The organism is Pantoea sp. SM3, assembly GCF_000963995.1.
GTDB classification, from domain to species: Bacteria; Pseudomonadota; Gammaproteobacteria; order Enterobacterales; family Enterobacteriaceae; genus Pantoea; species Pantoea rwandensis_B.
Map to the genome: position 1 here is coordinate 83,088 of NZ_JZRD01000021.1, position 23,535 is coordinate 106,622.

The following is a 23,535-nucleotide window of genomic DNA, read 5'->3' on the forward strand; positions in this document are numbered from 1 at the left end:
ATGTCTGAAGTGACATTTCCTGAGGGATTTTTATGGGGCGGCGCGTTAGCCGCCAATCAGTCAGAGGGGAGCTATCTGGCGGGCGGTAAAGGGTTAACCACGGTGGACATGATTCCTCATGGCGAACACCGCATGCCAGTCAAACTGGGGCTGGAACCGCGTTTTACCCTGCGTGACGATGAATACTATCCTAGCCACGATGCCATCGATTTTTATCGTCGCTACAAAGAAGATATCGCGTTAATGGCGGAAATGGGCTTTACCGTGTTTCGTACGTCGATTGCCTGGAGCCGCATCTACCCGAAAGGCGATGAGTTAACGCCAAATCCTGAGGGTATCGCTTTTTACCGTAGCCTGTTCGAAGAGTGCCAGAAGTACGGTATCACCCCGCTGGTGACGTTATGCCACTTTGACGTGCCGATGCATTTGGTCACCGAGTACGGTTCATGGCGCAATCGTAAGATGATTGAATTCTTCGCCCGCTATGCCCGTACCTGCTTTGACGCTTTCAACGGACTGGTGAAATACTGGCTGACGTTTAACGAGATCAACATTCTGCTGCACAGCCCATTCTCTGGCGCGGGTTTGGTATTCGGACCAGAGGATAATCCAGAGCAGGTGAAATACCAGGCGGCGCATCATGAGCTGGTCGCCAGTGCGCTGGTCACGAAAATTGCCCACGAGATTAACCCTGAAAACCAGGTGGGCTGCATGCTGGCAGGCGGCAATTTCTATCCATGGTCATGCAATCCTGAAGATGTCTGGGCGGCGTTGGAGAAAGATCGCGAGAATCTGTTCTTTATCGATGTGCAGGCACGCGGTGCTTATCCCTCTTACGCCGCTCGCGTATTTCGTGAGAAAGGCATTGAGATCCAGTGGCAGGATGGTGATGCAGAGATCCTGCGACATACGGTGGATTTTGTTTCCTTCAGCTATTACGCCTCACGCTGTGCCTCGGCCGATATGAACGAGAAAAACAGCAGTGCGGCCAATGTGGTGAAATCGCTAACTAACCCGCATATCTCCCGGAGTGCCTGGGGCTGGGGTATCGATCCCTTAGGCCTGCGCATCACCATGAACATGATGTACGACCGCTACCAAAAGCCCCTATTTTTGGTGGAAAACGGCCTGGGTGCGCGCGACGAAATCGATGCCAACGGCGAGATTCATGACGATTACCGCATTAGCTATCTGAAGCAGCATATCCAGGCAATGGGCGAAACGATTGCTGATGGCATTCCGGTCATTGGCTACACCACCTGGGGATGCATTGATCTGGTCGCGGCCTCAACAGGCGAGATGAGTAAACGCTACGGCTTTGTTTACGTTGATCGTGATGATCAGGGTAAAGGCTCACTGGCGCGCACCCGCAAAAAATCCTTCTGGTGGTATAAAAAAGTGATTGCCAGCAATGGCCGCGATTTAAGCGAATAATCTTTGCGATTCTCTGCCGGGCGATGTCAGTTCGCCCGGCATGTTTATTAAAATACCGCACTGAATTTTCTATTAATTATTGGATCTGATTATCCTGCCAGCGTTAAAAGTCCGCGTTTTCCGCCATTGAACACCTGTACTCTTTTATAAATGCCGATGGTACTATTTGCGCGTTGAACCCAGCGGAATGGCGGCATGTTACGTATTGAACCTCGTCTTCACCCTCGTGAACTCTTATTTCTGCTTTTGGCTCAGCTTAAAGCCGCACTGACCTGCATTATCACACTGACACTGTTGATATTGCCGCTCTCATTTCCCGCAGCGGCGGCACAAAACCCCGCGATCAAAGATGACAAAGCCAATCGTATTGTCAGCGGCATTATCAGCTTCACCCGCTGGCCCGCGCTGCACGATGCTCCACAGTTATGTGTGTTCAGTTCAGCGCGCCACGTCAATTTCCCTGCCAGCACCACGGCGACGTCGCTGCCATTCAGTGTGGTTTATCTCAACAGTGACAGCGAGTTAGCCAGCAATCGCTGTGATGCCCTCTATTTCGGTGATCAGTCACCGCAGCAGCAGACCGAACTGCTCAGCCTGGAGAAAGGCCACGCTGTTCTCTCTTTGGCTGAAAATAATACCGATTGCGCCATCGGAGCCGCTTTCTGTCTTATTTTTAATACCGATCATCCGATGTTTGCCGTAAACCTAGATTCACTGGCGCGCAGTGGCGTGCGCGTGAGCCCGGATGTGTTATTGCTGTCGCGCAAAGGAAGCCAATAAGATGAAATTTGAAAAAATTAAAAATGAAAAATCATCTATCCGCATCAGGCTGCGCAAGATTAGCATCATTAACTCTGCGGTTATTTTGTTGCTGTGCTGGCTACTGCTGACATCCACTTCGTTACTGTTCATCAAACGTTATGAAAAACGAAATCTTGAACTGATTGCCGCGACGTTGAGTAATAGCCTGACCGCCGCCACGGTATTTGAAGACAGCTATGACGCGCATAAAAAAATTGCCATGTTAGGCAATGAAGGCATGTTTGCCTCGGCGAAACTGGTAACGGACGATCAAACCGTGTTGGTTAACTGGCAAGACCAACAGCAGCAGGATGGCTGGTATGAGAACTTCCTGCGCGAATGGATCTATGCCCGACCGCTGAGTGTGAATATCAATCACGCGGAGAATGTCGTCGGGACGTTGACGCTGGCGGGCACGGTCAAAGGAGCGGCGGATTTTATTCGCTACTCAGTGATGATTTTATCCAGCGGCATGCTCTGCGTACTGATTGTTGCCTTTATGCTGAGCGCTTTTCTGCATCGGGGCATTTTGCAAACGCTGCGCAATATCACCAGCTCGATTCATTACGTCATCAGCTCGGGTGACTTTTCGCTGCGCATTCCTGAAAGCCCGACCAAAGAGTTTCAGTTGTTTTCGGACGATCTCAACTCATTGCTCGCAGAGATGCAGTCATTACAGGCTTCGCTGCTGCGGGATAACCGTTCGTTAGCGGCGAAAGCGTTGGAAGATCCACTGACTGGACTGGCTAACCGCGCCGCCTTTGTGACCCAACTCACCCGATTACTCGACGGCCAATTTGCGCAAGAGCGCTTTGTTCTGCTGTTTCTGGATGGCGATCGCTTTAAGAGCATCAACGATAACTGGGGACATGCGGCAGGCGATGAGGTGCTGAAAGCCATTGGCTCACGCCTTGTGGCGCTGGCCTACAAGCAGGATATGGTTGCGCGACTCGGCGGTGATGAGTTTGCGATGTTAATCACCAGCCGCGCGACTGAGAAACAGCTGCTGCAGCTGACAGAGGAGATCAGGGAAGCCATTGCACAGAAGATTATGATCGCGGAAGGCACGCCGATTACCACCTCGGTCACCATTGGCTATGCCTGGTCGCAGCATGGCGATACGGTGCAATCGATTCTGGAACGTGCGGATATGCACATGTACAAAAACAAAGGGATAAGTAAGGTACGCGTATGAGAATTAAACTTTTTCTGCTGATGTGTATTTTGGTTTGCGCGGGATGTCAGTCAAAAGGTCGTTTCACCGCCGCGCAGATTGCCGCCATGCAAAGTGCGGGATTTACCGAAAACATGGAAGGCTGGGGATTGGGTTTATCGGACAAAATCCTGTTTGGCGTGAACGAGTCCGAGCTGACTGCTGCCAGTAAAACCAACATCGCCACTATGGCGAAGAATCTCTCAGCCACCGGAATTCAACATGTCCGCATTGACGGTCATACGGATAATTACGGCAAAGCGGATTATAATCAGCAGTTGTCACTGAAACGTGCTGATGCTGTGGCTACACAATGGGCGTTGGGGGCTGAAGTACCGCGAACCAACATCACTACCCGAGGTCTGGGCATGAGCGCCCCCATTGCCAGCAATAACAGTGCACAAGGCCGCGCCCAGAATCGCCGCGTGGCGATTGTGATTACCTCGCCTTAATCGCCCCCTGGTCGAGCGCATAACGGTATAAGCGCTCGACCGCCAGATTTTTCATTTTGACTTCACACATAATGTCGAAATCCTTAAATGACAGCGCCCAGTCATTTAAATCCTGATTAAAGTAGTAGTCAGAGTGGGCACGCAGTTTGGTTTTCGCCACCGTTAAATCGCGTTGATCCGGAAAGCCCTGTTCTGCGATTAATCCCTCCTGCGCAATCGAATAATGTAATACCGGCCGCACACCGCGCCAGGATTCGATAATCAGCGGAATACGCGCATCATCCGCCTTAATAAATTGATTCTCTTTCACCCAATGATGGTGAATATCTAATACAACCGGACAAAGATCGCGCGCTTGTAATACATCATCCAGCGAACAGGAAATTTCATCATTTTCAACCGTCAGCATATTGCGCGCTTCGGGTGAAAGACGCTGAAAAGCAGCACGGAATCCCTCAATACCTTTTTTGCCGTTCATATGGATATTGATTTTGAAATCCTGAAACTGGCGCCCATAGCCCATGAATAGCGCACACAGCGCATGATACTCCACATCCTCAATCGCCCGATCCACTACCCCTTCATTATCCGAAGCGAGTACGGAATATTGTCCGGGATGGAATGAGAGACGAATGTTGTGCGCACGCGCCATCTCACCACACTTCACGAACAGCGGTTGTAAGTCGGGCATTAATTCGGTGTAGATAGCGGTGGCTTCAGGCACGGTGTACAACGGCAACAAATCACTGCCAATTCGCATCATACGCATCGCATCCGGCAGTTTTGCCAACTGCTGCAACGTAAGAATTTGGTTTTCAAGGTTGTTGGTTGCCAATTGCGCCAGTAAACGCGCTTGTTCGGCGCGATCAAGACTCAGGAAACGCGTACGCGTGGTGATTTTAAACGGAAACGGCTGCTTAGCCTGTGCATCAAAGTATTTACACGCGAAACCCAATTTCATCTCATTCCCCTTTTAGAGCAGCCTGAAAGTGTAGCCTGCCATGAGGAAAGTGCACGGACAGCGGCACGGCTGCCGCTGTCCGTGGGTTTAGACACTCGGGAAAGTGATGTTGCTGCCGGGTGCTTCACGATGCAGATGGATAAAGTTCAGGTGGCGTTCGTACTGATCGAGAATATCGATAATCACCTGCTCTTTGTTGTAATCCATCAGATCGTTGCCCTGGCTACCTTCCAGCAGGAATGTCTCCAGACGGTAATAGGTCGATTTACCGCTGCGCGCCCGATAGGTAAAGCCTGGAACCGAATACTGCTGCGGCCAGATCTGATACACGAAGTCCTGCTCTTCACCCAGCAGCACGCGCAAATCCAGATAACCTAACGGATGGCCCTCTTCCGGCTCGACGCGGTCCAGTGAAACCCGACCGCCGCGCAACTCCAGTTCTTTCGCCACATCCTGCATTGCCGGGAACAAGACGTTCTCCATCATCTGCTGGGTGTAGCGTGTGCCCGGATAGTTCATCAGACGCGACAGACGTTTCTTCCAGCTCAGGCGATCGTTGCTGGCTGGAATGTACGGTGCCGTTTCACGACTGGCGCTGGCGCGACGATGGTCTTCCACTTTGAGAGACTTATACAAACCGGCCATCACAAAGAAGATCACAAAGCTGAACGGCAGTCCCATAATCACCGTAGCGTTCTGCAACGCAGAGATGCCGTTAGTCATCAGCATACCCATGGTCAGAACACCAATCGCCACTGACCAGAAGATACGCAGCCAGTTGGGTGCATCACTGTTGATGTCTTTCAGCTTCGACGTAAAGTTACCTAGCACCAGTGAACCGGAATCCGCTGAGGTGACGTAGAACAGCATGCCAGTGATGGTGGCAACCGAAGCGCTGAATTTAAAGGCCGGATACTGCGCCAACAGGCTGTAGAAACCGCGCTCCGCATGCGCCATCACTTCCTGTGCAAAGCCAGCATCACCGTGGATGATTTCATACAGCGCTGCGTTACCAAATACCGATAGCCACAACAGCGTGAAGGTAAAGGGGATAATCAACGTGCCGAGCACGAACTCACGGATGGTGCGACCACGAGAAATACGCGCCAGGAACAAGCCGACAAACGGTGACCAGGCGACCCACCATGCCCAGAAGAAGAGCGTCCAGCTGTTCATCCACTCTCTTGGCTGATCAAACGCAAAGGTGTTCAGCGTCATGCCCATAAAGCGGTTGATGTAATCACCGACATTGAGCACCAGCGCATTTAGCAGGAAGTCGGTTTTGCCCATAAACAGCACAAACAGAATCAGCCCCAATGCCAGCGCAACGTTGAGTTCCGACAGAATGCGGATGCCTTTATCCACGCCGGAGGTCACGGAAATGGTGGCGATAATCACCGACAGCACAATCAACGCCGCCTGCGCGGTAAAGCCTTCCGGGATATCGAACAGCACGTTCAGGCCATAATTGAGCTGTACCACGCCAATCCCTAAGGTGGTCGCAATGCCGAAGATGGTTCCTACCACCGCCGCAATATCCACGGTATGGCCTATCGGCCCATTAATACGTTTGCCAAAGATTGGATACAGCGCAGAACGGATGGTGAGCGGCAAATTGTAGCGGTAGCTAAAGTAACCCAGCGCGATCCCCATCAGCGCATACATTGACCAGCCAGTTACGCCGTAGTGGAACAACGTCCACACCATGGCTTGCCGGGCGGCTTCCATGGTTTGTCCGGCACCCTCAGGCGGTTGCATGTACTGCGTGACCGGTTCAGCCACCGAGAAGAACATCAGATCAATACCGATGCCGGCAGCAAAAAGCATCGCTGACCAGCTTAATAAGCTGAATTCTGGTTTGGATTGCTCTGGCCCGAGCTTGATGGCGCCGTAACGTGAGCAGGCCATGTAGATAACGAACACGATATACAGCGTCGCGGCCAGCATGTAGTACCAGCCAAACGTAGCGGTAACCCAGTTAACTGCTGTCTGAATCAAACTCGCAGCCAGCTCGCTGTAAAAAATGGTGACAAGTGAAAATGTCAGAATCAGTCCGGCTGAGGTGTAAAACACCACAGGATTGATTCTGTCTTTTTCACTGGCAGGTGGATTAATCATCGATGACCTCTGGTTAATTTCCTGTAATGACTCAATGGATTAGCGTGACCTGTCTGCCAGGCCTTGTTGTTATCAGTACCCCTGTTATCCCTCCATGCAGTGCTTTCTTCTGACGATGAGCCGCATAGCCCGGTTCACCGCTGCGCTTTTGTAACAATCGAAGCACAGTATCCTAACAAAATTCTTTTTTATATTGAACGTGCAATCAAAAAAAGTTTAAATAGTCCTCTGACATTGTGGTGGAGCTGGAGTCATGCCAAAGGTGGGAATGCAGCCGATTCGTCGTCGGCAACTGATTGATGCAACCCTCGATACGATTAACGAGGTAGGAATTAACGACGCAACCATTGCGCAGATTGCGCGCCGTGCAGGGGTTTCGACCGGCATCATCAGCCACTACTTCAAAGACAAGAACGGTTTGCTGGAAGCCACCATGCGCGATATCACACGTCAGTTACGTGATGCCGTGGCTGCCCGTCTGAAACCGTTGGCGGGCGCGAAGACGGAAGCACGCTTACTGGCGATTGTCGAAGGTAACTTCGATGACACGCAGGTGCACAGCGCGGCGATGAAAGCCTGGCTGGATTTCTGGGCCAGCAGCATGCATCAGCCACAGTTGGGTCGTCTGGAACGGGTCAGCAGCCGTCGCCTGTTTTCGACCCTCGCCGCCGAGTTTCACCGTGAATTGCCGCGTGAACAGGCGCGACTGGCGGCTCACGGATTGGCATCGCTGATCGATGGCCTTTGGCTGCGAGCTGCGTTAAGCGGCCTGCCCTTCAATATCGATGTCGCGAAAACGCTCACCACCCAATTTATCCGTCAGCAACTTGCTGGCGCACTGAATCACTGAGGAAGGAGAAATCATGTCCCGATTCACCGAACAGCAGCTATATATCGATGGTCAGTTCGTTGCGGCGAGCGCAGGTAATACATTCCAGACCATCAACCCGGCCAATGGCGAAGTACTGGCCGAGGTACATGAGGCGGAACAGGCCGATGTTGATCGTGCTGTTGCTGCCGCCCAAAAAGGCCAGAAAGTCTGGGCTGCGATGACCGCCATGGAGCGCTCACGCATTCTGCGCCGTGCCGTCGATATTCTGCGTGAGCGCAACGACGAGTTAGCCGCGCTGGAAACCCTCGACACAGGTAAACCGCTGAGCGAAACCCAATATGTTGACATCGTGACCGGTGCTGACGTGCTGGAGTATTACGCCGGTCTGATCCCGACGCTGGAAGGCCAACAGATCCCGCTGCGCGACACGGCGTTTGTTTATACCCGTCGTGAACCGCTCGGCGTTGTCGCTGGTATTGGTGCGTGGAACTACCCGATTCAGATCGCTTTGTGGAAATCAGCCCCTGCGCTGGCAGCGGGTAACGCGATGATCTTTAAACCGAGTGAAGTGACTCCACTGACTGCCCTGAAGCTGGCAGAAATTTACACCGAAGCGGGCGTGCCTGCCGGCGTATTCAATGTGCTGAACGGCCGTGGCGCGGTCACTGGCCAACTGCTGACTGACCATCCGGGCATCGATAAAGTCTCCTTTACCGGCGGCGTGGCCAGCGGCAAAAAAGTGATGGCGAATGCCGCAGGCTCCACCCTGAAAGAAGTCACCATGGAATTGGGCGGCAAGTCACCGCTGATCATTTTTGATGATGCGGATCTCGATCTGGCCGCTGACATCGCCATGATGGCCAACTTCTACAGCTCGGGTCAGGTATGCACCAACGGCACGCGCGTGTTTATCCCGGCTAAATTCCAGACCACCTTTGAAGCGAAGATTGCTGAACGTGTGGCGCGTATCAAGGCAGGCGATCTGAACGATCCTGCTACCAACTTTGGCCCGCTGGTGAGCTTCCCCCACCGCGATAACGTGATGCGCTTTATCGAAACCGGTATCAACGAAGGTGCGCGTCTGCTGTGTGGCGGCAAACGCCTGAGCGGCGCCGATTTCGACAATGGAGCCTGGGTTGAACCCACGGTGTTCACCGATTGCCGCGATGAGATGACCATCGTGCGTGAAGAGATCTTCGGGCCGGTAATGTCGATTCTCACCTACGAGAGCGAATACGAAGTGGTGCGCCGCGCCAATGCCACCGATTTCGGTCTGGCTGCGGGCGTGGTCACGCAAGACCTGAACCGCGCGCACCGTGTGATCCATCAGATCGAAGCGGGTATCTGCTGGATCAATACCTGGGGTGAATCTGCCGCCGAAATGCCGGTGGGTGGCTACAAGCACTCCGGTATTGGGCGTGAGAATGGCCTGATGACCTTGCAAAATTACACCCAGGTGAAGTCGGTGCAGGTCGAGCTATCCCGTTTTCAGTCCGTATTTTAATTCAGCTTTAACCTGAGGAGCGACTAATGGAATTTGATTACATCATTATCGGAGCCGGATCCGCAGGGAACGTTTTGGCAACAAGACTGACCGAAGACAGCAGTGTGAATGTGCTGCTTTTAGAAGCCGGTGGCCCTGACTACCGCTTCGATTTCCGTACACAGATGCCAGCCGCGCTGGCTTATCCGTTGCAGGGCAAACGCTATAACTGGGCGTATGAAACCGAGCCAGAACCGCATATGAATAATCGCCGCATGGAGTGCGGGCGCGGTAAAGGACTGGGCGGATCATCACTGATTAATGGCATGTGCTATATCCGTGGTAACGCCATGGACCTCGATAACTGGGCGCAGCAGCCTGGCCTGGAAAGCTGGAGCTATCTGAACTGTCTGCCCTACTATCGCAAATCAGAAACCCGCGATATCGGTGCCAACGATTATCACGGCGGCGAAGGTCCGGTGAGCATCACCACCTGTAAGCCCGGTAATAATCCGCTGTTTGCCGCGATGATTGAAGCCGGAGTTGAGGCTGGCTATCCGCGCACGGAAGATTTGAACGGCTATCAGCAGGAAGGCTTTGGTCCGATGGATCGCTTCGTCACGCCAAAAGGTCGTCGATCCAGCACCGCGCGTGGCTATCTCGATACCGCCAAAGTGCGTCCGAACCTGAAGATCATCACCCATGCCACCACCGATCGCATCTTGTTTGAAGGCAAGCGCGCGGTGGGCGTGCAATACCTGCAAGGCTCAAGCAATACTTCACATCAGGTGCAGGCGCGCCGTGAAGTGTTACTGTGCGCCGGTGCCATTGCCTCGCCGCAGATTCTGCAGCGTTCCGGTGTAGGCGCTGCGGCGCTGCTGAATAAATTCGATATTCCAGTGGTACATGATTTACCCGGCGTCGGCGAAAACCTGCAGGATCACCTTGAAATGTATCTGCAGTATGAGTGTAAAGAACCCGTTTCACTTTACCCCGCACTGAAATGGTGGAACCAGCCGAAAATCGGTGCAGAGTGGCTGTTCAACGGCACTGGCGTCGGTGCCAGCAACCATTTCGAAGGCGGTGGTTTTATCCGCAGCCGCGAGGAGTTTACCTGGCCAAACATTCAGTATCACTTCCTGCCGGTGGCGATTAATTACAACGGTTCCAACGCCGTTGAAGCACACGGTTTCCAATGTCACGTGGGGTCAATGCGTTCACCGAGTCGTGGGCATGTACAGATTAAATCGCGCGACCCGCGTCGTGATCCGGCTATTTTGTTCAACTACATGGCACATGAGCAGGACTGGCAGGAATTTCGTGATGCGATTCGTATTACGCGCCAGATCATCAATCAGCCCGCGCTGGATAAGTATCGCGGCGCAGAAATCAGCCCGGGCCTCGATTGCCAGACCGATGAACAGCTGGATGAATTTGTGCGTAACCATGCGGAAACCGCCTATCACCCTTGCGGCACCTGTAAAATGGGCAGTGATGACATGGCGGTGGTTGATGGCGAAGGCCGTGTGCATGGATTGCAGGCCTTACGCGTGGTAGATGCGTCAATTATGCCGCTGATCATCACCGGCAATCTGAATGCCACCACCATTATGATCGGTGAAAAGATCGCGGATAACATTCGTGGTCGTCAGCCGTTGCCGCGTAGCGAAGCAGATTACTTCGTCGCCGGAGATTTACCGGTGCGTGGTGAACCGAAACGGGCCTAAGCGCCTCTCAGGGTGACGATCGCGTCACCCTGCTCTTTTCTCGCTAGCTTTGCAGATAGGCCATAATCAGCCGCTGTAATTCGACCTTGATGTCATCTGCGCCCAGTTGATCACGCCTGGCGGCATAATGCACCACCCCTCAACCGCAGAAGCCAAAACAATAGCGACCACCGATACACGATCTGAATCCGTATTCATTGTTTTGACGACGAACTGTCGATAAAACTCCGCGTACTGCTGCTCAAACTCTTCATGAGCGCTGCGTTCAGAGAGCGGCACTTCATCCAGCAGCACACGATGTAAGCTGGGATTGATTAAGTGCGCCGCAATGATGCCCTCAATCAGGCGCTCAACACGTAACGCGAATAAATCTTCTTCTGACACCGCCCCGGCAAGGACTTGCAGAATCGCGGTTAGGTGCTGCTGGCGAATCGCCTCAGCCAACGCCAGTTTGTTGGGAAAATACTGATACAACGAACCGATACTCACGCCTGCAATGCGCGCCACTTCATTAGTATTGAATTTTGCCCAACCACTCTTCGCCAGGACGCGAGCCGCCGCCTGCAATATCACATCCACCATCACCTGCGAACGCCGTTGGCGTGGCGCTTTGCGCATCGAACGTGATGCGTCAGTAACACGAGTATTCATTAAGGACCCTCCGCCCGATAATACGAGTATTCACTCACATATCGAGGAAAACCGTGATGTTACCTGAAATTATACGCAACAGAGAAATTCGTCTTGCACAGCGCAGCCAGGGGATGCCGACTGGCGAAAACGATAACGCACGCAAGCCAGCATTTTGGTATTCGAATCAGAGGACAAAAGTATGTTGTAACTAGTAACGTGTTCGTTTTACGCTTTGTGGTAAACTCATTCCCACTCAATCGCCTGCAAAAATCGTTCAAGAATGGCATTCTGGCTGCGCCCTTTGCGCGTCACCACAGCGATCTTACTGGTGAAGTGGAAACGTTCCGGTGCGATGGCGCGCATAATCTTTTTCTCCACCCACTGTGCGGCATAGTGGTCGGGCAGAAAACCGATAAAGCGCCCGGTAAGAATTAAAAAGGCTATGCCTTCGCGGTCGGTTGCCGTGGCATTGCAATTGAGTTTCTGATGCATGGCAATGGCTTCCGCCGTCATGCGAAAAGCAGGCGCAATCGCATCGCACCCTTTTAGTTGCGCATCGTCAGGTTCGTGGGAAAACAAAGCATGGGTGTCGCTACAGTAAAGCTGCGATCGCTCATCATACAACGGCATGTAATCCAGGCCAGATATCGGCGAAGTCACCGGCAGTGCACCGACGTGCAATCGGCCATCCATCAACCCTCTTTCAATCTCTGCAGCCGTCATCATGCTGATATTCAGTCTGATGTCAGGACCTATCTCATGCAGTTTTTCCAGCGCATGAGTGATTTTCATGCGCGGCTGGGTCACCAGATTATTAATAATCCCGATATTCAAATCCCCGCGCAGCTGCTTGTGCATCTGGTTGACCTGTAAGCGAAACTGCTCGATAGCCGCCATCATGCTGTCGCTATGACGCAGGATCTCACGCCCTTCTTCGGTCAAGGCAAAACCCGCGCGCCCGCGCTGACACAATCTCATGCCAAGCCGCTTTTCCAGATCGGCCATATGCAAGCTAATGGCCGATCGCGTCATGCCCAACAAACTTTCTGCTGCAGAGAAGCTGCCGCTCTCATTCACGGTTTTGAACAGGCGCAATAATTTGAGATCAAAGTCGGTGACCTGCGCGAGCGATTTGCTTTTCATATAGGTGAGTAAATCAATAACTGAAGATGAATTAATAGGGATTTAACTTAACTAACCGTTAAATGCAAACTCTTCATACACCTGTCTGGAGAAACATCATGTCTGATGCTGTCAACACTACCGATCTCAATCTGCAAGCGCACTGGATGCCGTTTACTGCCAACCGTAATTTCCAGCGCGATCCTCGTATCATCGTCGGCGCACAGGACCGCTGGCTGACTGATGATAAAGGACGGCAGATTTTTGATAGCCTTTCCGGTTTATGGACCTGTGGCGCGGGCCACTGCCGCAGTGAAATCCAGCAGGCGGTGGCGAAACAACTGGGCACACTCGATTATTCACCCGGCTTCCAGTACGGCCATCCGCTGTCATTTCAGCTGGCAGACAAGATTGCCCAACATATGCCGGGAGAACTGAACCATGTGTTCTTTACCGGATCGGGGTCGGAATCAGCAGACACAGCGGTGAAGATGGCACGCGCTTACTGGCGCATCAAAGGCCAGCCGGCGAAAACCAAATTTATCGGACGCGCGCGAGGTTACCACGGCGTGAATATCGCCGGAACCAGCCTGGGCGGCATTGGCGGCAACCGCAAGATGTTCGGTCAGTTCATGGACGTTGACCATATTCCGCACACGCTACAAACCGATCTGCCCTTCACTGCTGGTCAGGCCGAAACCGGCGGCGTGGCATTGGCCAATGAGATGTTGAAACTGATTGAGCTGCATGATGCGTCCAACATCGCCGCCTTGATTGTTGAACCTCTCTCTGGCTCTGCGGGCGCCATTATTCCGCCGCTAGGCTATCTACAACGCCTGCGCGAAATCTGTACGCAGCACGATATCTTGCTGATTTTTGACGAGGTGATCACGGGTTTTGGCCGTATGGGCCGCTGGAGCGGTGCTGAATATTTTGGCGTCACGCCTGATATCCTCAATTTCGCCAAACAAATCACTAATGGTGCGGTTCCGCTGGGTGGTGTGGTCGCCAGCAGCGAAATTTACAGCACCTTTATGGCGCAAAAGTTGCCAGAACACGCGGTGGAATTCGCCCACGGCTACACCTATTCTGCCCATCCGGTGGCTTGCGCAGCGGGCCTGGCGACGCTGGCGTTATTGGATAATGACGCGCTAATTACGCAATCCGCCGAGCTGGCACCACACTTTGCTCACGGCCTACATGCGCTGCGTGATTGCCCAAACGTCTTCGATATCCGCAACTGCGGTCTGGTGGGTGCCATCCAGCTTGCGCCACGCGACGGCGATGCCACACTTCGGCCGTTTGAAGCGGGTATGGCGCTGTGGAAAGCCGGTTTTTATGTGCGCTTCGGTGCCGATACGCTGCAGTTTGGCCCGATGTTCAATACACAGCCTGCCGAATTAGATCGTTTGTTTGACGCTGTGGGTGAGACGTTGCAGCAGATCGCATAAGGAAAATGAGGTGATTGGTCATACTTAACAACATCTTCTTCATACTCTCTGCCGATTCTTCTGATTCAATACCTTTTTTGTATTCAGTCTGGATCGGCCATGCTTCGTCGCCACTTTCTTACCGGTTTACTGCTCTCCCCGTTTGCTGCGCACAGCGGCTTTAGCCTGGCCGCTTCTGCGCCAAAACCCGCGCAGGTCTTGCCCTTGTGGCCAAAACAACCGCCGGGTGGCGGTGGACCTTTAGGGGCGATGACGTTTAGTGCCAAAGGCGCACAGCGCAATATTGCCATGCCGACGCTCACCGTCTTCAAGCCGGTTCAGCCAAAGGGACGCGCCGTACTGATTGCGGCTGGCGGCGGCTATACGCGTATCGAAATGGGCAAAGAAGCCTGGCCCGCTGCAGCGTGGCTGGCGGATCAAGGCTACACAGCGTATGTGCTGAGTTATCGCCTGCCGCAGGAAGGCTGGAAAGATGGCGCGTTGGTGTCACTTCAGGATGCACAGCGCGCACTGCGTATCGTGCGTCACCGTGAGAATAATGTCAGCGTATTAGGTTTTTCGGCTGGCGGGCATCTGCTGGGAATGGCGGCGAACCGCGCGGATTTTCATGCTTATCAGGCCAGTGATGCGTTGGACAATCTCCCCGCGACGGCCGATCGTGCCGCGCTGATCTATCCGATTATCACGTTAGAGCCACCTTACACGCACACCTCCACGCATAAAGTGTTGGTGGGGAAAGACGCATCACTCAGCGCGGATACCGCCTGGTCGGTGCAATCCTACGTTAATCCGCAATCACCGCCGTTTTTCCTGGTTCAGGCCGAAGACGATCCTGTTTCCGATCCGCACAATACTTTGATCATGGCTGCCGCGTGTAAGCAACAGCACGTGCCGGTTGAGATGCATCGCTATCCCAGCGGGGGTCATGGTTTTGGATTGGGTAAGCCCGGCACACAAACGACTGAGTGGCCGGGACATTATCTGCAATGGTTAAACGCTTAACGCGACGGAAGATTGTGCCAGGCCCGTCAGCAAGGTCTCCGAACTGGCCACCGCGCCAAAAATGCCGCCCTGCATATGAATCATACTTAGTGCCGCTTCGTGATGTTTAAGCTCAGTCGCGGCGCAGCAATCGGACAGCACCAGGCATTCGAAGCCACGATCATTGGCTTCGCGCAGCGTGGTATGCACACAAACATCAGTAGTGATGCCCGAGATAAGCAGATTGCGTATGCCCCGACTACGTAGGATCAATTCAAGGTCGGTGGCATAAAAAGAGCCTTTGCCTGGCTTATCAATGATGGTTTCACCCGCCAGTGGCGCCAGCTCCGGGATAATTTCCCAACCCGGCTCACCGCGCACCAGAATACGGCCACAGGGACCGGGGGCACCGATTTCCGCCTGCATCCGCTTTGAACGCCAGCGTTTATTGGCCGGCAAATCACTCAAGTCGGGACGATGGCCTTCACGCGTATGGATGATCGGGAAGCCCAACTCCCGCATGCGTGCCAGTACGCGCTGCAAAGGCGCTATCGGAGCGCGGGTCAGTTCGATGTCATACCCCATGCTATCGACATAACCGCCCTTGCCACAGAAATCGGTCTGCATATCGATGACGATCAGTGCGGTATCCGCAGGCGTACACCGCCCATCAAAAGGCCAGGGATAAGGTGTTGAATCAATAGTGAACTCAGGCATTTTTCTGCTCCATCAGGCTGGCGGTGTTTTCGCGCTTCAGTTTGACTATCAGGGTGTAACTGGCTGCTGCCGTCACCAGACCAATCACCGCTTCACCAAACTGCGGGAAGGCAATGTGGGCAAGCACCGCACACAAGCTACCAATCGCCCAGGCCGCGAAAGCGCTGCCGCGCAGGCGACGCGTTTTGCGCTGCTCACTGATTTTGGCCATGAAGATTAAATCGACGATCATTACCGCGCCGAAGGGTGGCACCACAATGCCCAGCAAACTCAGCCATTCGAGGAAGTAGGACCACACGCCCGCCAGCGCCAGCGCCCCGCCGATGGCGCCGAGGATCAACGTCCAGACTCGCATCTTGCTGCTGAACAGATGGCTAAAACCAACGGCACCGTTGTACAAACAATGCGTGCAAACAGAGCCGAGGTTAATGAAAACAAACAAGAAAGCGATGATGGAGAGTAACGTGCCGTGGTTCATCAGCATTGGCAGGAAATTACCGCCATTATTGACCGGATCAACCGCCGCGCCCACCGCAACAATCACTACACCGAACAGATAAGAGATCACATTAGCCATAGGAAAGGCGGAAAACGCCGCGATCACCGCTGATTTGCCGTCCTTCGACCAGCGGGTGAAATCCGCGGTCATGGTGCCCGAATCGGCGAATCCCGCCACCACCATCGTCACCGCCGTTCCCATGCTCATGGCGCCGACTGCGCCAGTACTGCCTTTGAACTGAGTGATGGTGCTGAAATCGTGATCCTGTCCAATCAACCACAGTGCGACCAAACCGAGCACCACAAACAGCGGTGCAGCAATCATTCCCAGGATCGACAACGCCCGTACGCCGAGGAAGGTGACGCCGGTATACAACACCATGGCGATAGCGGTCACCGCGAGTGCGTTCCAGCCAAAGGTTTGGTTAATCACTGTACCGGTTAATCCCGTTTGAAACGCATACCAGCCAATCACGACAGTTGAGAGAAAACCGGAAACGAGGATATAGCCTTTGGTGCCAAAGGTACGCTTTGCCTGCAGGGCGAAGTTCATCCCGGTGTTACCTGCAAACCAGCTCAGTGCTCCAACATAAGCGAACAGCACCAGATTGCCGAGCAGTATGGCAATCAGCGCGGGCCAGAAACCCAAATGCCAGGTGATAATGCCGCCAAACAACGCGTTAGTGAGGATCATCGGGAAACCGAACCAGACAGCTGATACCGACCGCGTCGAGTGGCGGTGACTTAAAGGAACCGGCTCGTGTTCAAATTCCTGCTCCAGCGCAGGGGAGGATTTGTTACTCATGGGCAACTCCGATTAAGTCAGGATAAAGGTGATTCCACGGTTGGATGCGCTCGAAAGCGGCACTTGCCGCCAGCACCAGGCCATCGTCCAGATGACGACCCACGATTTGCAGACCAATCGGCAAGCCACTGGCGGTGAAGCCCGCAGGGATTGAGGCCGCCGGTTGGCCAGTGAAATTGAAGGGATAACAGAACGACAACCAGTGATCGCTGCGCACCATGCGCCCATCGATGATTTCTGGTCCCTGCATGTTGAGCGGGAACGGCGGTACTGCCAGCGTTGGCGTCAATAGCAAGTCGTAACGCTGCATAAATCGCCACAGCTGATTGCAGATCTTCTTACGTGCGGTATTGGCGTCGGTAAAGTGTTCAGCGCGCCATTCGCGTTGCAGCATGGCGCTCAGATGAGGCGACATGCGTGAGCCCAAATCGTTTTGCATCTTTCGCATGCCGGTAAGATCGCTTTCAAAGGCCACCAGCGCAGCAAAAGTGGCACCCTCATCGGCAATGCCGGGATCCACCTCTTCTAATTCAGCCCCCAGTTCACTCGCAAAATGGCGCGCCGCCTTAGTGACAACTTCACGAACTTCCTTATCGACGGCGATATAGCCAAAATCGGCACTGAAGGCAATGCGCAGTCCGTTTAAGGGTTTATTCAGGGTGAGCATCCAGTCAACGTCACTACAGGGAATGGAGTGACGATCGCGCATATCCGGCCCTGCCATCACTGACATCATGAGTGCGCTGTCACGCACAGTGCGCGTCATCGGTCCAATATGCTCCAGTGATTCCCAACTCGAGACGCCGGGAAAGCGTTCATCCCGGCAACCGGGCCATAACGGCACCCGCCCCATCGAGGCCTTGAATCCATAAACGCCGCAGTGCGCCGCTGGAATACGCACCGATCCGCCGCCGTCACTGCCCAATGCAATCGGGCAAAGGCGAGCGGCGAGCGCCGCGCCGGATCCGGCACTGGAACCGCCGGGCGTTTTGCTCAAATCCCAGGGATTGCGCGGTGAAGGAAACAGCGGATTGTGCCCAACGCCGCTATAACCAAACTCGGGCGCAGTGGTTTTCCCCAACAGCACCGCATCAGCAGCCAATAGGCGCTCGACGGTGATGTCGTCATCTTCAGGAATGAAATCGGCATAGGCTGCTGAACCGGAGGTTGTTTTCACACCCGCCGTGCAAATGAGATCCTTAACCGCCAATGGGACACCCGCAAAAGCACCCAGCGCTTCACCGCGTGCACGCTTCGCATCCACCGCTGATGCCTGCTGTAACGCCAACTCGGGTGACGCCGTACAAAAAGCCTGAATCAATGGCTCGCGTTTTTCCATGCGATCCAACGCAGCTTGCGTCAATTCACGGGCAGACACCTCGCCATTGCGGATCAGCGCTGCCAGTGCAGTAGCATCCTCATCCAGTAAAGCCTCAAACATGATTCATCTCCCGATTTGGTCACTTAACGGGATTAATGCAGTTTGCGTGCCAGAAGATGCCAACAATTGGCGACGAGGAGATAACGCCTGATGGGATACGGACTTGGATACAAGATCGAATACTTATGTTTCGCTGTCATGCATTCGGTTTGACAGGAAGCACAAAAATAGCGCAGCGATGCGCCATTTTGGTCAGCACCGATGCTGGCTATTTTCAGCGTCGTTTAACGTGCCCGGCTGGGTAAAACATCATCGAAAAATGCAGCGCCACGTCATACAGTTGTCACCTGCGTATTATTCGATTTTTAATTCAGTAAACATTTCATAAACGACAACGCGAATAGGATAATACTTATCACGGCGAAAATGAGAAATGTGTCAGGGTGTGCGAGGTTAAGTCACGACTCAATTTCCACTATTTTATCTGAGGGCGAACGGGTGAATTATTTCGATGTATCCATTCTGGCCGTAATTCAGGGGCTGGCAGAATTACTGCCGGTTTCCAGCTCTGCACACGTCATTATGACGGAGAAACTCCTGGGGCTGGACCCTGCGGCCCCCGATATGACACTGCTGCTGGTGATGCTGCATACCGGCACGATGTTCGCGGTGATTGTTTACTTCTGGAATAACTGGCAGGAGACCTATTTCAGTTCAGGCCGTGCATTTAAGAAGAATGTATTTTTGATTATTCTCGCCACCGCAGTGACCGGCGTAGTGGGTTTGACGCTAATGAAGCTGATTAAATATTTCTTCGCCGCGAATGCCGATACGTTTGAAATAGAATCGTTGTTCAGTAACAGCAAAATAATCGCCAGTGGTCTCGCTGCCGCAGGCTTATTAATTATCCTCTCTTCACGCCTGAAAGAAAAAGATCGCGGCGAACTTTCACCTTTAAGCGCCGCAGGCATTGGTTTCGTTCAGGGGTTGTGTCTGCCCTTTCGTGGTTTTTCTCGTTCTGGCGCCACCATTTCTACCGGTCTTTCCCTGGGCGTGGCCCGGCAACGTGCGGAAGAATTTAGCTTTGCGTTAGCCGTGGTGCTGACACCGGCTGTGATCGTCAAAGAGGGTCTTCGTGCTTTCAGTTCAGGATCTGCTGGCACGGTCGCCGTGAGCAGCGGCGTGCTTTTGCCCAGCCTGGTGGGCATGCTACTCAGTTTTGTCGCCGGACTTCTGGCGCTACGCTGGCTTTCCCGCTGGCTGGAGCATGATCGCTGGCATCTGTTTGGCGGTTATTGTCTGTGCGCTGCGGCACTGATTGGTTGGTTAGGCTGACTCGCGGATTGAGCTTCTCTGAACTTTAGCAGTGAAATCATTGGCATGCTGCCTGCAAGTTATCTATACAGGCACACAATCTCGAATGACAGACAGAGATAAAGATGAAGCTCAATCCTGAACAACTGCGCGTAGAAGCCAAACGCATATTGCTCAGTTTTGCTTTCGACTGTATTGATGGTGGCGCAGAGGGGGAAATTGACCGCACACTGGCCTGGTGACTGCGATACCCTTTCCGACCTGCAGCCAGAGGTGTTGCAGGCTAAATAGACGCCAGATATCCCCCATCGATATACAGAATCTGCCCGGTAATATATCGGGCAGCCTCTGAGCTGAGAAAAACCACACTGCCGGCCAGATCGTCGAGTTCGCCAAAACGACCCAGTGGGATTTTTTTCTGCATTGCATCGCGCCATGCGTCATCCTGATAGAAAACCTGCGTCATTTCCGTTGCGAAATAGCCGGGACCGATGCCATTCACGCGAATGTTATGCGCAGCCCATTCTGCGCTCAACGTGCGCGTCATCCCCGCCAGGCCTGACTTTGAACTGGCATACGCTGCGGCGCCGGGTACGCCCACACAGGTGGTCAGCGAGCACACATTAATGATCGCGCCGCCGGATGCAGCGGAAACCATGTTTTTCGCCACTGCCTGAGCACAAAAAAATGCGCCCTTGAGGTTAGTCCCGATAATGGTATCCCACAACGCTTCATCCACTTCGAGCGAGGGCCGAATCTGTTCGGTGCCGGCATTGTTGATCAGAATGTCCACTCGCCCCGCAGCGGCAACCGCCTGTTGAATGCTCGCAGCCTGCGTGACATCCAGAATCAGGCCATGGGCCTCAACGCCAGCGTCGCGTAACGGCCCCACCGCCGCTTGTAGAAAAGCCAGGAATGATTTAAATGCTACACGAAAAGGGAAACAGCAGGTTTTCCTGCTGTTTCCTGAAGAGGAGCGGTGGGAATAAAATTAACCTTGTGCACTCATCAAGCGCACAGCAAAACCAAAGAACAGCATGCCCGTCAGCATATTGCCCAGCTTGACCAGACGCGTGCGATTCTTCAGGAAGCGAACCATCACACTGCCTGCCATCAGTAAAATCAGGTAATAGCTCAGGCTGATCACTTGAATCATTGAACCCAGCACCGCAAAGGCGGGCGCAGTATGCGTGACAGCCGGATCAATAAACTGAATGAAAAAAGAGACATAGAACAGTATGGCTTTCGGATTTGTCACGCCCAGCAACAGCGCACGCAGGAAATAGTTCTCGACTTTGACGGCATCAGCGGGCTGATGACCTTCACGTTTGCGCAATGCACCCAGAATAATCTTTACACCCAGATAGAGCAGGAACATTGCGCCTAAATACTTCACCACCATAAAAATGTGCGGACTGGTGCGAATCAGCGTGGCGACACCGGCCCAGGCAAGGAAGATCAGAATCAGATCACCCATCATCACCCCTGCTATCGCCTTAAACGCCGCTTTAGCACCGCGGCTCATCCCGGTACGCAGCACGTATAAACTGTTCGGGCCGGGCAGCAGAATAATCACCAGCGCACCCGCCAGAAACGTCCAGACATTAATAATTCCTACATCGTGCAACATAACAACCACTACTCCACCGCCATGCAGGTTGATTCGCCCGATGACTTTTGTTTTGATTTGAGAGGTGAAAATTGACAGCGGATCACGCTGCAATTGGGCCGATATAGTAGCAGATGACGCTGTGCCATGTCCTCCGACGACTGCGTGCCGCATAATCAGTCATAGGCGTCTGCATTCTAGCGCTATATAATCCTCTGTATTACGCTGCAGGGATAACTCATGAACACAACGCTTAACCGCCTGATTCTGGCGGGCTTACTCACGTTTACCTCTTTGAACACCTTCGCCAGCCGGGTGGTGACCGATCAGATTGGCCGTCAGGTGACGATCCCTGATCAGGTTGATCGCGTGGTGGTACTTCAGCACCAAACACTGAATCTGCTGGTGCAACTCAATGCGACCGATAAGATCGTCGGCATCCTCGCGAACTGGAAGCAACAGTTAGGTGATGGCTACGCGCAACTGGTGCCAGAGCTGACGCAGAAAGCCATGCTGGGCGATCTGACCCACGTCGATTTAGAAAAATTGGTGGCGCTGCATCCGCAGGTGGTGTTTGTCACCAACTACGCGCCAAAAGAGATGATTGACCAGATTTCGGCGCTGGGCATTCCGGTATTGGCGATTTCTTTACGCCATGACGATGCGGGACAACAAGGCAAGATTAACCCCAGCATGCAGAATGAGGATCAAGCCTACGATCTGGGTATCACAGAAGGCATTACCTTGATTGGCGAGGTGGTGAATAAGCAGCAACAGGCCAAAGAGCTGATTGCGGCGGCGTTTGCTGGACGCAAACAGGTGAGCGATCGTCTGCAAGGGTTAACTGAGCAACAGCGTGTTCGCGCTTACATGGCCAATCCGGATCTCACCACTTATGGTTCTGGCAAATATACCGGATTGATGATGTCGCACGCGGGCGCCTACAACGTTGCGGCATCGACCGTGCAAGGTTTCAAACAAGTGAGTATGGAACAAGTTGTGGCGTGGAACCCTCAGGTGATTTTTGTCCAGGATCGGTATCCGCAGGTGGTGGATGAAATTCAACAGGACCCACGCTGGCGCACCATTGACGCGGTGAAGCATCATCGGGTCTGGTTGATGCCAGAATATGCCAAAGCCTGGGGCTATCCGATGCCAGAAGCCATCGGCTTAGGCGAACTTTGGATGGCGAAGAAACTCTACCCGGAAAAATTCCGCGATATTGATATGCAACAGCAGGCTGATCGCTGGTATCAGCATTTCTATCGGACCGCCTATCATGACAACACTGCACATTCTGGCAGCAGGTAGTTTGCGGGGTGTCTGGCCCGATCTGATGGCAGCCTTTCATCAACAGACCGGCTTGACGACCGACACCCAATTTGGACCGGCTGGCCTGCTTCGGCAGAGGATTGAGCAAGGTGAACGCTGCGATCTGTTTGCCTCCGCCAATCTTCACCATCCGGCCACGCTTTTACAGCGCGGCCTGGCAACCGACACCGATAAGTTTACCGCAAACAGCTTATGTTTGACCGCCAGGCGTGACGTTGTCACTAAAAACGACACCTGGCTGTCACTTTTACAACGTGACGATCTGCGGCTGGGGACATCTACGCCGTTAAGCGACCCTTCCGGTGATTACACCTGGCAGTTATTTGGCAATATCGAACAGGCTTATCCGGGCTGGGGGGAACGTTTGAAGCAGCGCGCGCGTCAGCTGGTGGGTGGCATCGATAGTCTGGCTATCCCTACGGGCGAACTGGCAGCACAATGGTTAATCGACCAACAGCACGCAGATCTCTTCATTGGCTACGCCAGCTATGCCCCACGCCTAATTCATCATTCACATTTGCAGGTATTTCTCATCCCTAAACCGTTCAACATTCAGGCGGAATATGCCTGGGCAATGCTCACACGCTCAGCCGTCCCCCTCGCCACCTTTCTCAGTACCGCAGCGGCCAAAACCATTCTGCAACAACATGGATTTACCTGAGTACTGCGTT

The 23,535-nt window shown here is 53.4% G+C and carries 21 protein-coding genes; 12 read left to right on the forward strand and 9 right to left on the reverse strand.

Annotation, left to right across the window (positions count from 1 at the left end):
- From VI01_RS13620 to VI01_RS13635, 4 genes are all read left to right on the forward strand, one after another.
- The gene (locus VI01_RS13620) at nucleotides 1-1,434 is read left to right on the forward strand and encodes a 6-phospho-beta-glucosidase (RefSeq protein WP_045815596.1); all 1,434 of its coding nucleotides are present in this window, start codon (nucleotides 1-3) and stop codon (nucleotides 1,432-1,434) included.
- Nucleotides 1,435-1,629: 195 nt separating this feature from the next.
- Nucleotides 1,630-2,214 (forward strand): YfiR family protein, encoded by a 585-nt coding sequence (locus tag VI01_RS13625; RefSeq protein WP_082082060.1) that lies wholly within the window; start codon nucleotides 1,630-1,632, stop codon nucleotides 2,212-2,214.
- Between the two features lies 1 nt (nucleotide 2,215).
- Nucleotides 2,216-3,430: a diguanylate cyclase domain-containing protein gene (locus VI01_RS13630; RefSeq protein WP_045815597.1), complete on the forward strand. Its 1,215-nt coding sequence runs from the start codon at nucleotides 2,216-2,218 to the stop codon at nucleotides 3,428-3,430.
- Nucleotides 3,427-3,900 (forward strand): OmpA family protein, encoded by a 474-nt coding sequence (locus VI01_RS13635; RefSeq protein WP_045815598.1) that lies wholly within the window; start codon nucleotides 3,427-3,429, stop codon nucleotides 3,898-3,900. Before VI01_RS13630 ends, VI01_RS13635 begins: the two co-directional genes overlap by 4 nt.
- On the opposite strand, the gene uvsE is transcribed toward VI01_RS13635, so the two are convergent.
- Nucleotides 3,887-4,861, reverse strand: coding sequence for a UV DNA damage repair endonuclease UvsE (uvsE, locus tag VI01_RS13640; protein WP_045815599.1), 975 nt, complete (start codon nucleotides 4,859-4,861; stop codon nucleotides 3,887-3,889). The genes VI01_RS13635 and uvsE overlap by 14 nt on opposite strands.
- An 87-nt stretch (nucleotides 4,862-4,948) precedes the next feature.
- On the reverse strand, nucleotides 4,949-6,979 hold the full coding sequence (locus VI01_RS13645) for a choline transporter (RefSeq protein WP_045815600.1): 2,031 nt from the start codon (nucleotides 6,977-6,979) through the stop codon (nucleotides 4,949-4,951).
- A 253-nt stretch (nucleotides 6,980-7,232) separates the two neighbouring features.
- Here VI01_RS13645 and betI point away from each other — a divergent pair, with 253 nt between their 5' ends.
- From betI to betA, 3 genes are read left to right on the forward strand one after another with little or no spacing between them, the layout of a single operon-like run.
- Complete coding sequence (gene betI / locus VI01_RS13650) at nucleotides 7,233-7,829, forward strand: transcriptional regulator BetI (protein WP_034824050.1); 597 nt, start codon at nucleotides 7,233-7,235, stop codon at nucleotides 7,827-7,829.
- A 13-nt stretch (nucleotides 7,830-7,842) separates the two neighbouring features.
- Complete coding sequence (gene betB, locus VI01_RS13655; protein WP_045815601.1) at nucleotides 7,843-9,315, forward strand: betaine-aldehyde dehydrogenase; 1,473 nt, start codon at nucleotides 7,843-7,845, stop codon at nucleotides 9,313-9,315.
- A gap of 26 nt (nucleotides 9,316-9,341) precedes the next feature.
- A complete protein-coding gene (gene betA / locus VI01_RS13660) occupies nucleotides 9,342-11,021 on the forward strand; it encodes a choline dehydrogenase (protein ID WP_045815602.1) in 1,680 nt (559 codons plus the stop codon).
- Between the two features lie 66 nt (nucleotides 11,022-11,087).
- Here the strand turns inward: betA and VI01_RS13665 are convergent, their stop codons facing one another.
- Nucleotides 11,088-11,672 carry a TetR/AcrR family transcriptional regulator gene (locus tag VI01_RS13665; protein WP_231638531.1) on the reverse strand — a complete coding sequence of 195 codons (585 nt, stop codon included), beginning with the start codon at nucleotides 11,670-11,672 and terminating at the stop codon, nucleotides 11,088-11,090.
- A 225-nt stretch (nucleotides 11,673-11,897) separates the two neighbouring features.
- A complete protein-coding gene (locus VI01_RS13670; protein WP_045815603.1) occupies nucleotides 11,898-12,797 on the reverse strand; it encodes a LysR family transcriptional regulator in 900 nt (299 codons plus the stop codon).
- Nucleotides 12,798-12,895: 98 nt separating this feature from the next.
- On the opposite strand from VI01_RS13670, the gene VI01_RS13675 reads away from it, so the two are divergent.
- Both VI01_RS13675 and VI01_RS13680 read left to right on the forward strand, forming a co-directional pair.
- Nucleotides 12,896-14,227 carry an aspartate aminotransferase family protein gene (locus VI01_RS13675; RefSeq protein ID WP_045815604.1) on the forward strand — a complete coding sequence of 444 codons (1,332 nt, stop codon included), beginning with the start codon at nucleotides 12,896-12,898 and terminating at the stop codon, nucleotides 14,225-14,227.
- A 99-nt stretch (nucleotides 14,228-14,326) separates the two neighbouring features.
- Entirely contained in the window at nucleotides 14,327-15,229 is a 903-nt protein-coding gene (locus VI01_RS13680) for an alpha/beta hydrolase (RefSeq protein ID WP_045815605.1), read from the forward strand.
- Here the strand turns inward: VI01_RS13680 and VI01_RS13685 are convergent.
- From VI01_RS13685 to VI01_RS13695, 3 genes are read right to left on the reverse strand one after another with little or no spacing between them, the layout of a single operon-like run.
- Entirely contained in the window at nucleotides 15,218-15,925 is a 708-nt protein-coding gene (locus tag VI01_RS13685) for a cysteine hydrolase family protein (RefSeq protein ID WP_045815606.1), read from the reverse strand. The two genes, VI01_RS13680 and VI01_RS13685, sit on opposite strands and share 12 nt — an antisense overlap.
- Nucleotides 15,918-17,228 carry a cytosine permease gene (locus VI01_RS13690; RefSeq protein ID WP_045815607.1) on the reverse strand — a complete coding sequence of 437 codons (1,311 nt, stop codon included), beginning with the start codon at nucleotides 17,226-17,228 and terminating at the stop codon, nucleotides 15,918-15,920. Before VI01_RS13690 ends, VI01_RS13685 begins: the two co-directional genes overlap by 8 nt.
- Nucleotides 17,221-18,669: an amidase gene (locus VI01_RS13695; protein WP_045815608.1), complete on the reverse strand. Its 1,449-nt coding sequence runs from the start codon at nucleotides 18,667-18,669 to the stop codon at nucleotides 17,221-17,223. Before VI01_RS13695 ends, VI01_RS13690 begins: the two co-directional genes overlap by 8 nt.
- Nucleotides 18,670-19,107: 438 nt before the next feature.
- Here VI01_RS13695 and VI01_RS13700 point away from each other — a divergent pair, with 438 nt between their 5' ends.
- A complete protein-coding gene (locus VI01_RS13700) occupies nucleotides 19,108-19,944 on the forward strand; it encodes an undecaprenyl-diphosphate phosphatase (RefSeq protein ID WP_045815609.1) in 837 nt (278 codons plus the stop codon).
- Nucleotides 19,945-20,206: 262 nt separating this feature from the next.
- Here the strand turns inward: VI01_RS13700 and VI01_RS13705 are convergent, their stop codons facing one another.
- Both VI01_RS13705 and leuE read right to left on the reverse strand, forming a co-directional pair.
- Complete coding sequence (locus tag VI01_RS13705) at nucleotides 20,207-20,815, reverse strand: SDR family NAD(P)-dependent oxidoreductase (RefSeq protein WP_052697009.1); 609 nt, start codon at nucleotides 20,813-20,815, stop codon at nucleotides 20,207-20,209.
- A gap of 99 nt (nucleotides 20,816-20,914) precedes the next feature.
- A complete protein-coding gene (gene leuE / locus VI01_RS13710; protein WP_045815610.1) occupies nucleotides 20,915-21,553 on the reverse strand; it encodes a leucine efflux protein LeuE in 639 nt (212 codons plus the stop codon).
- 219 nt (nucleotides 21,554-21,772) lie between these two features.
- Between leuE and VI01_RS13715 the strand changes: the two genes are divergently transcribed.
- Together VI01_RS13715 and VI01_RS13720 are read left to right on the forward strand one after the other, a co-directional pair.
- Nucleotides 21,773-22,843 (forward strand): ABC transporter substrate-binding protein, encoded by a 1,071-nt coding sequence (locus VI01_RS13715; RefSeq protein WP_045815611.1) that lies wholly within the window; start codon nucleotides 21,773-21,775, stop codon nucleotides 22,841-22,843.
- Entirely contained in the window at nucleotides 22,812-23,525 is a 714-nt protein-coding gene (locus VI01_RS13720) for a substrate-binding domain-containing protein (RefSeq protein ID WP_045815612.1), read from the forward strand. The genes VI01_RS13715 and VI01_RS13720 overlap by 32 nt, the downstream gene beginning before the upstream one ends.
- Nucleotides 23,526-23,535 lie beyond the last annotated feature (10 nt).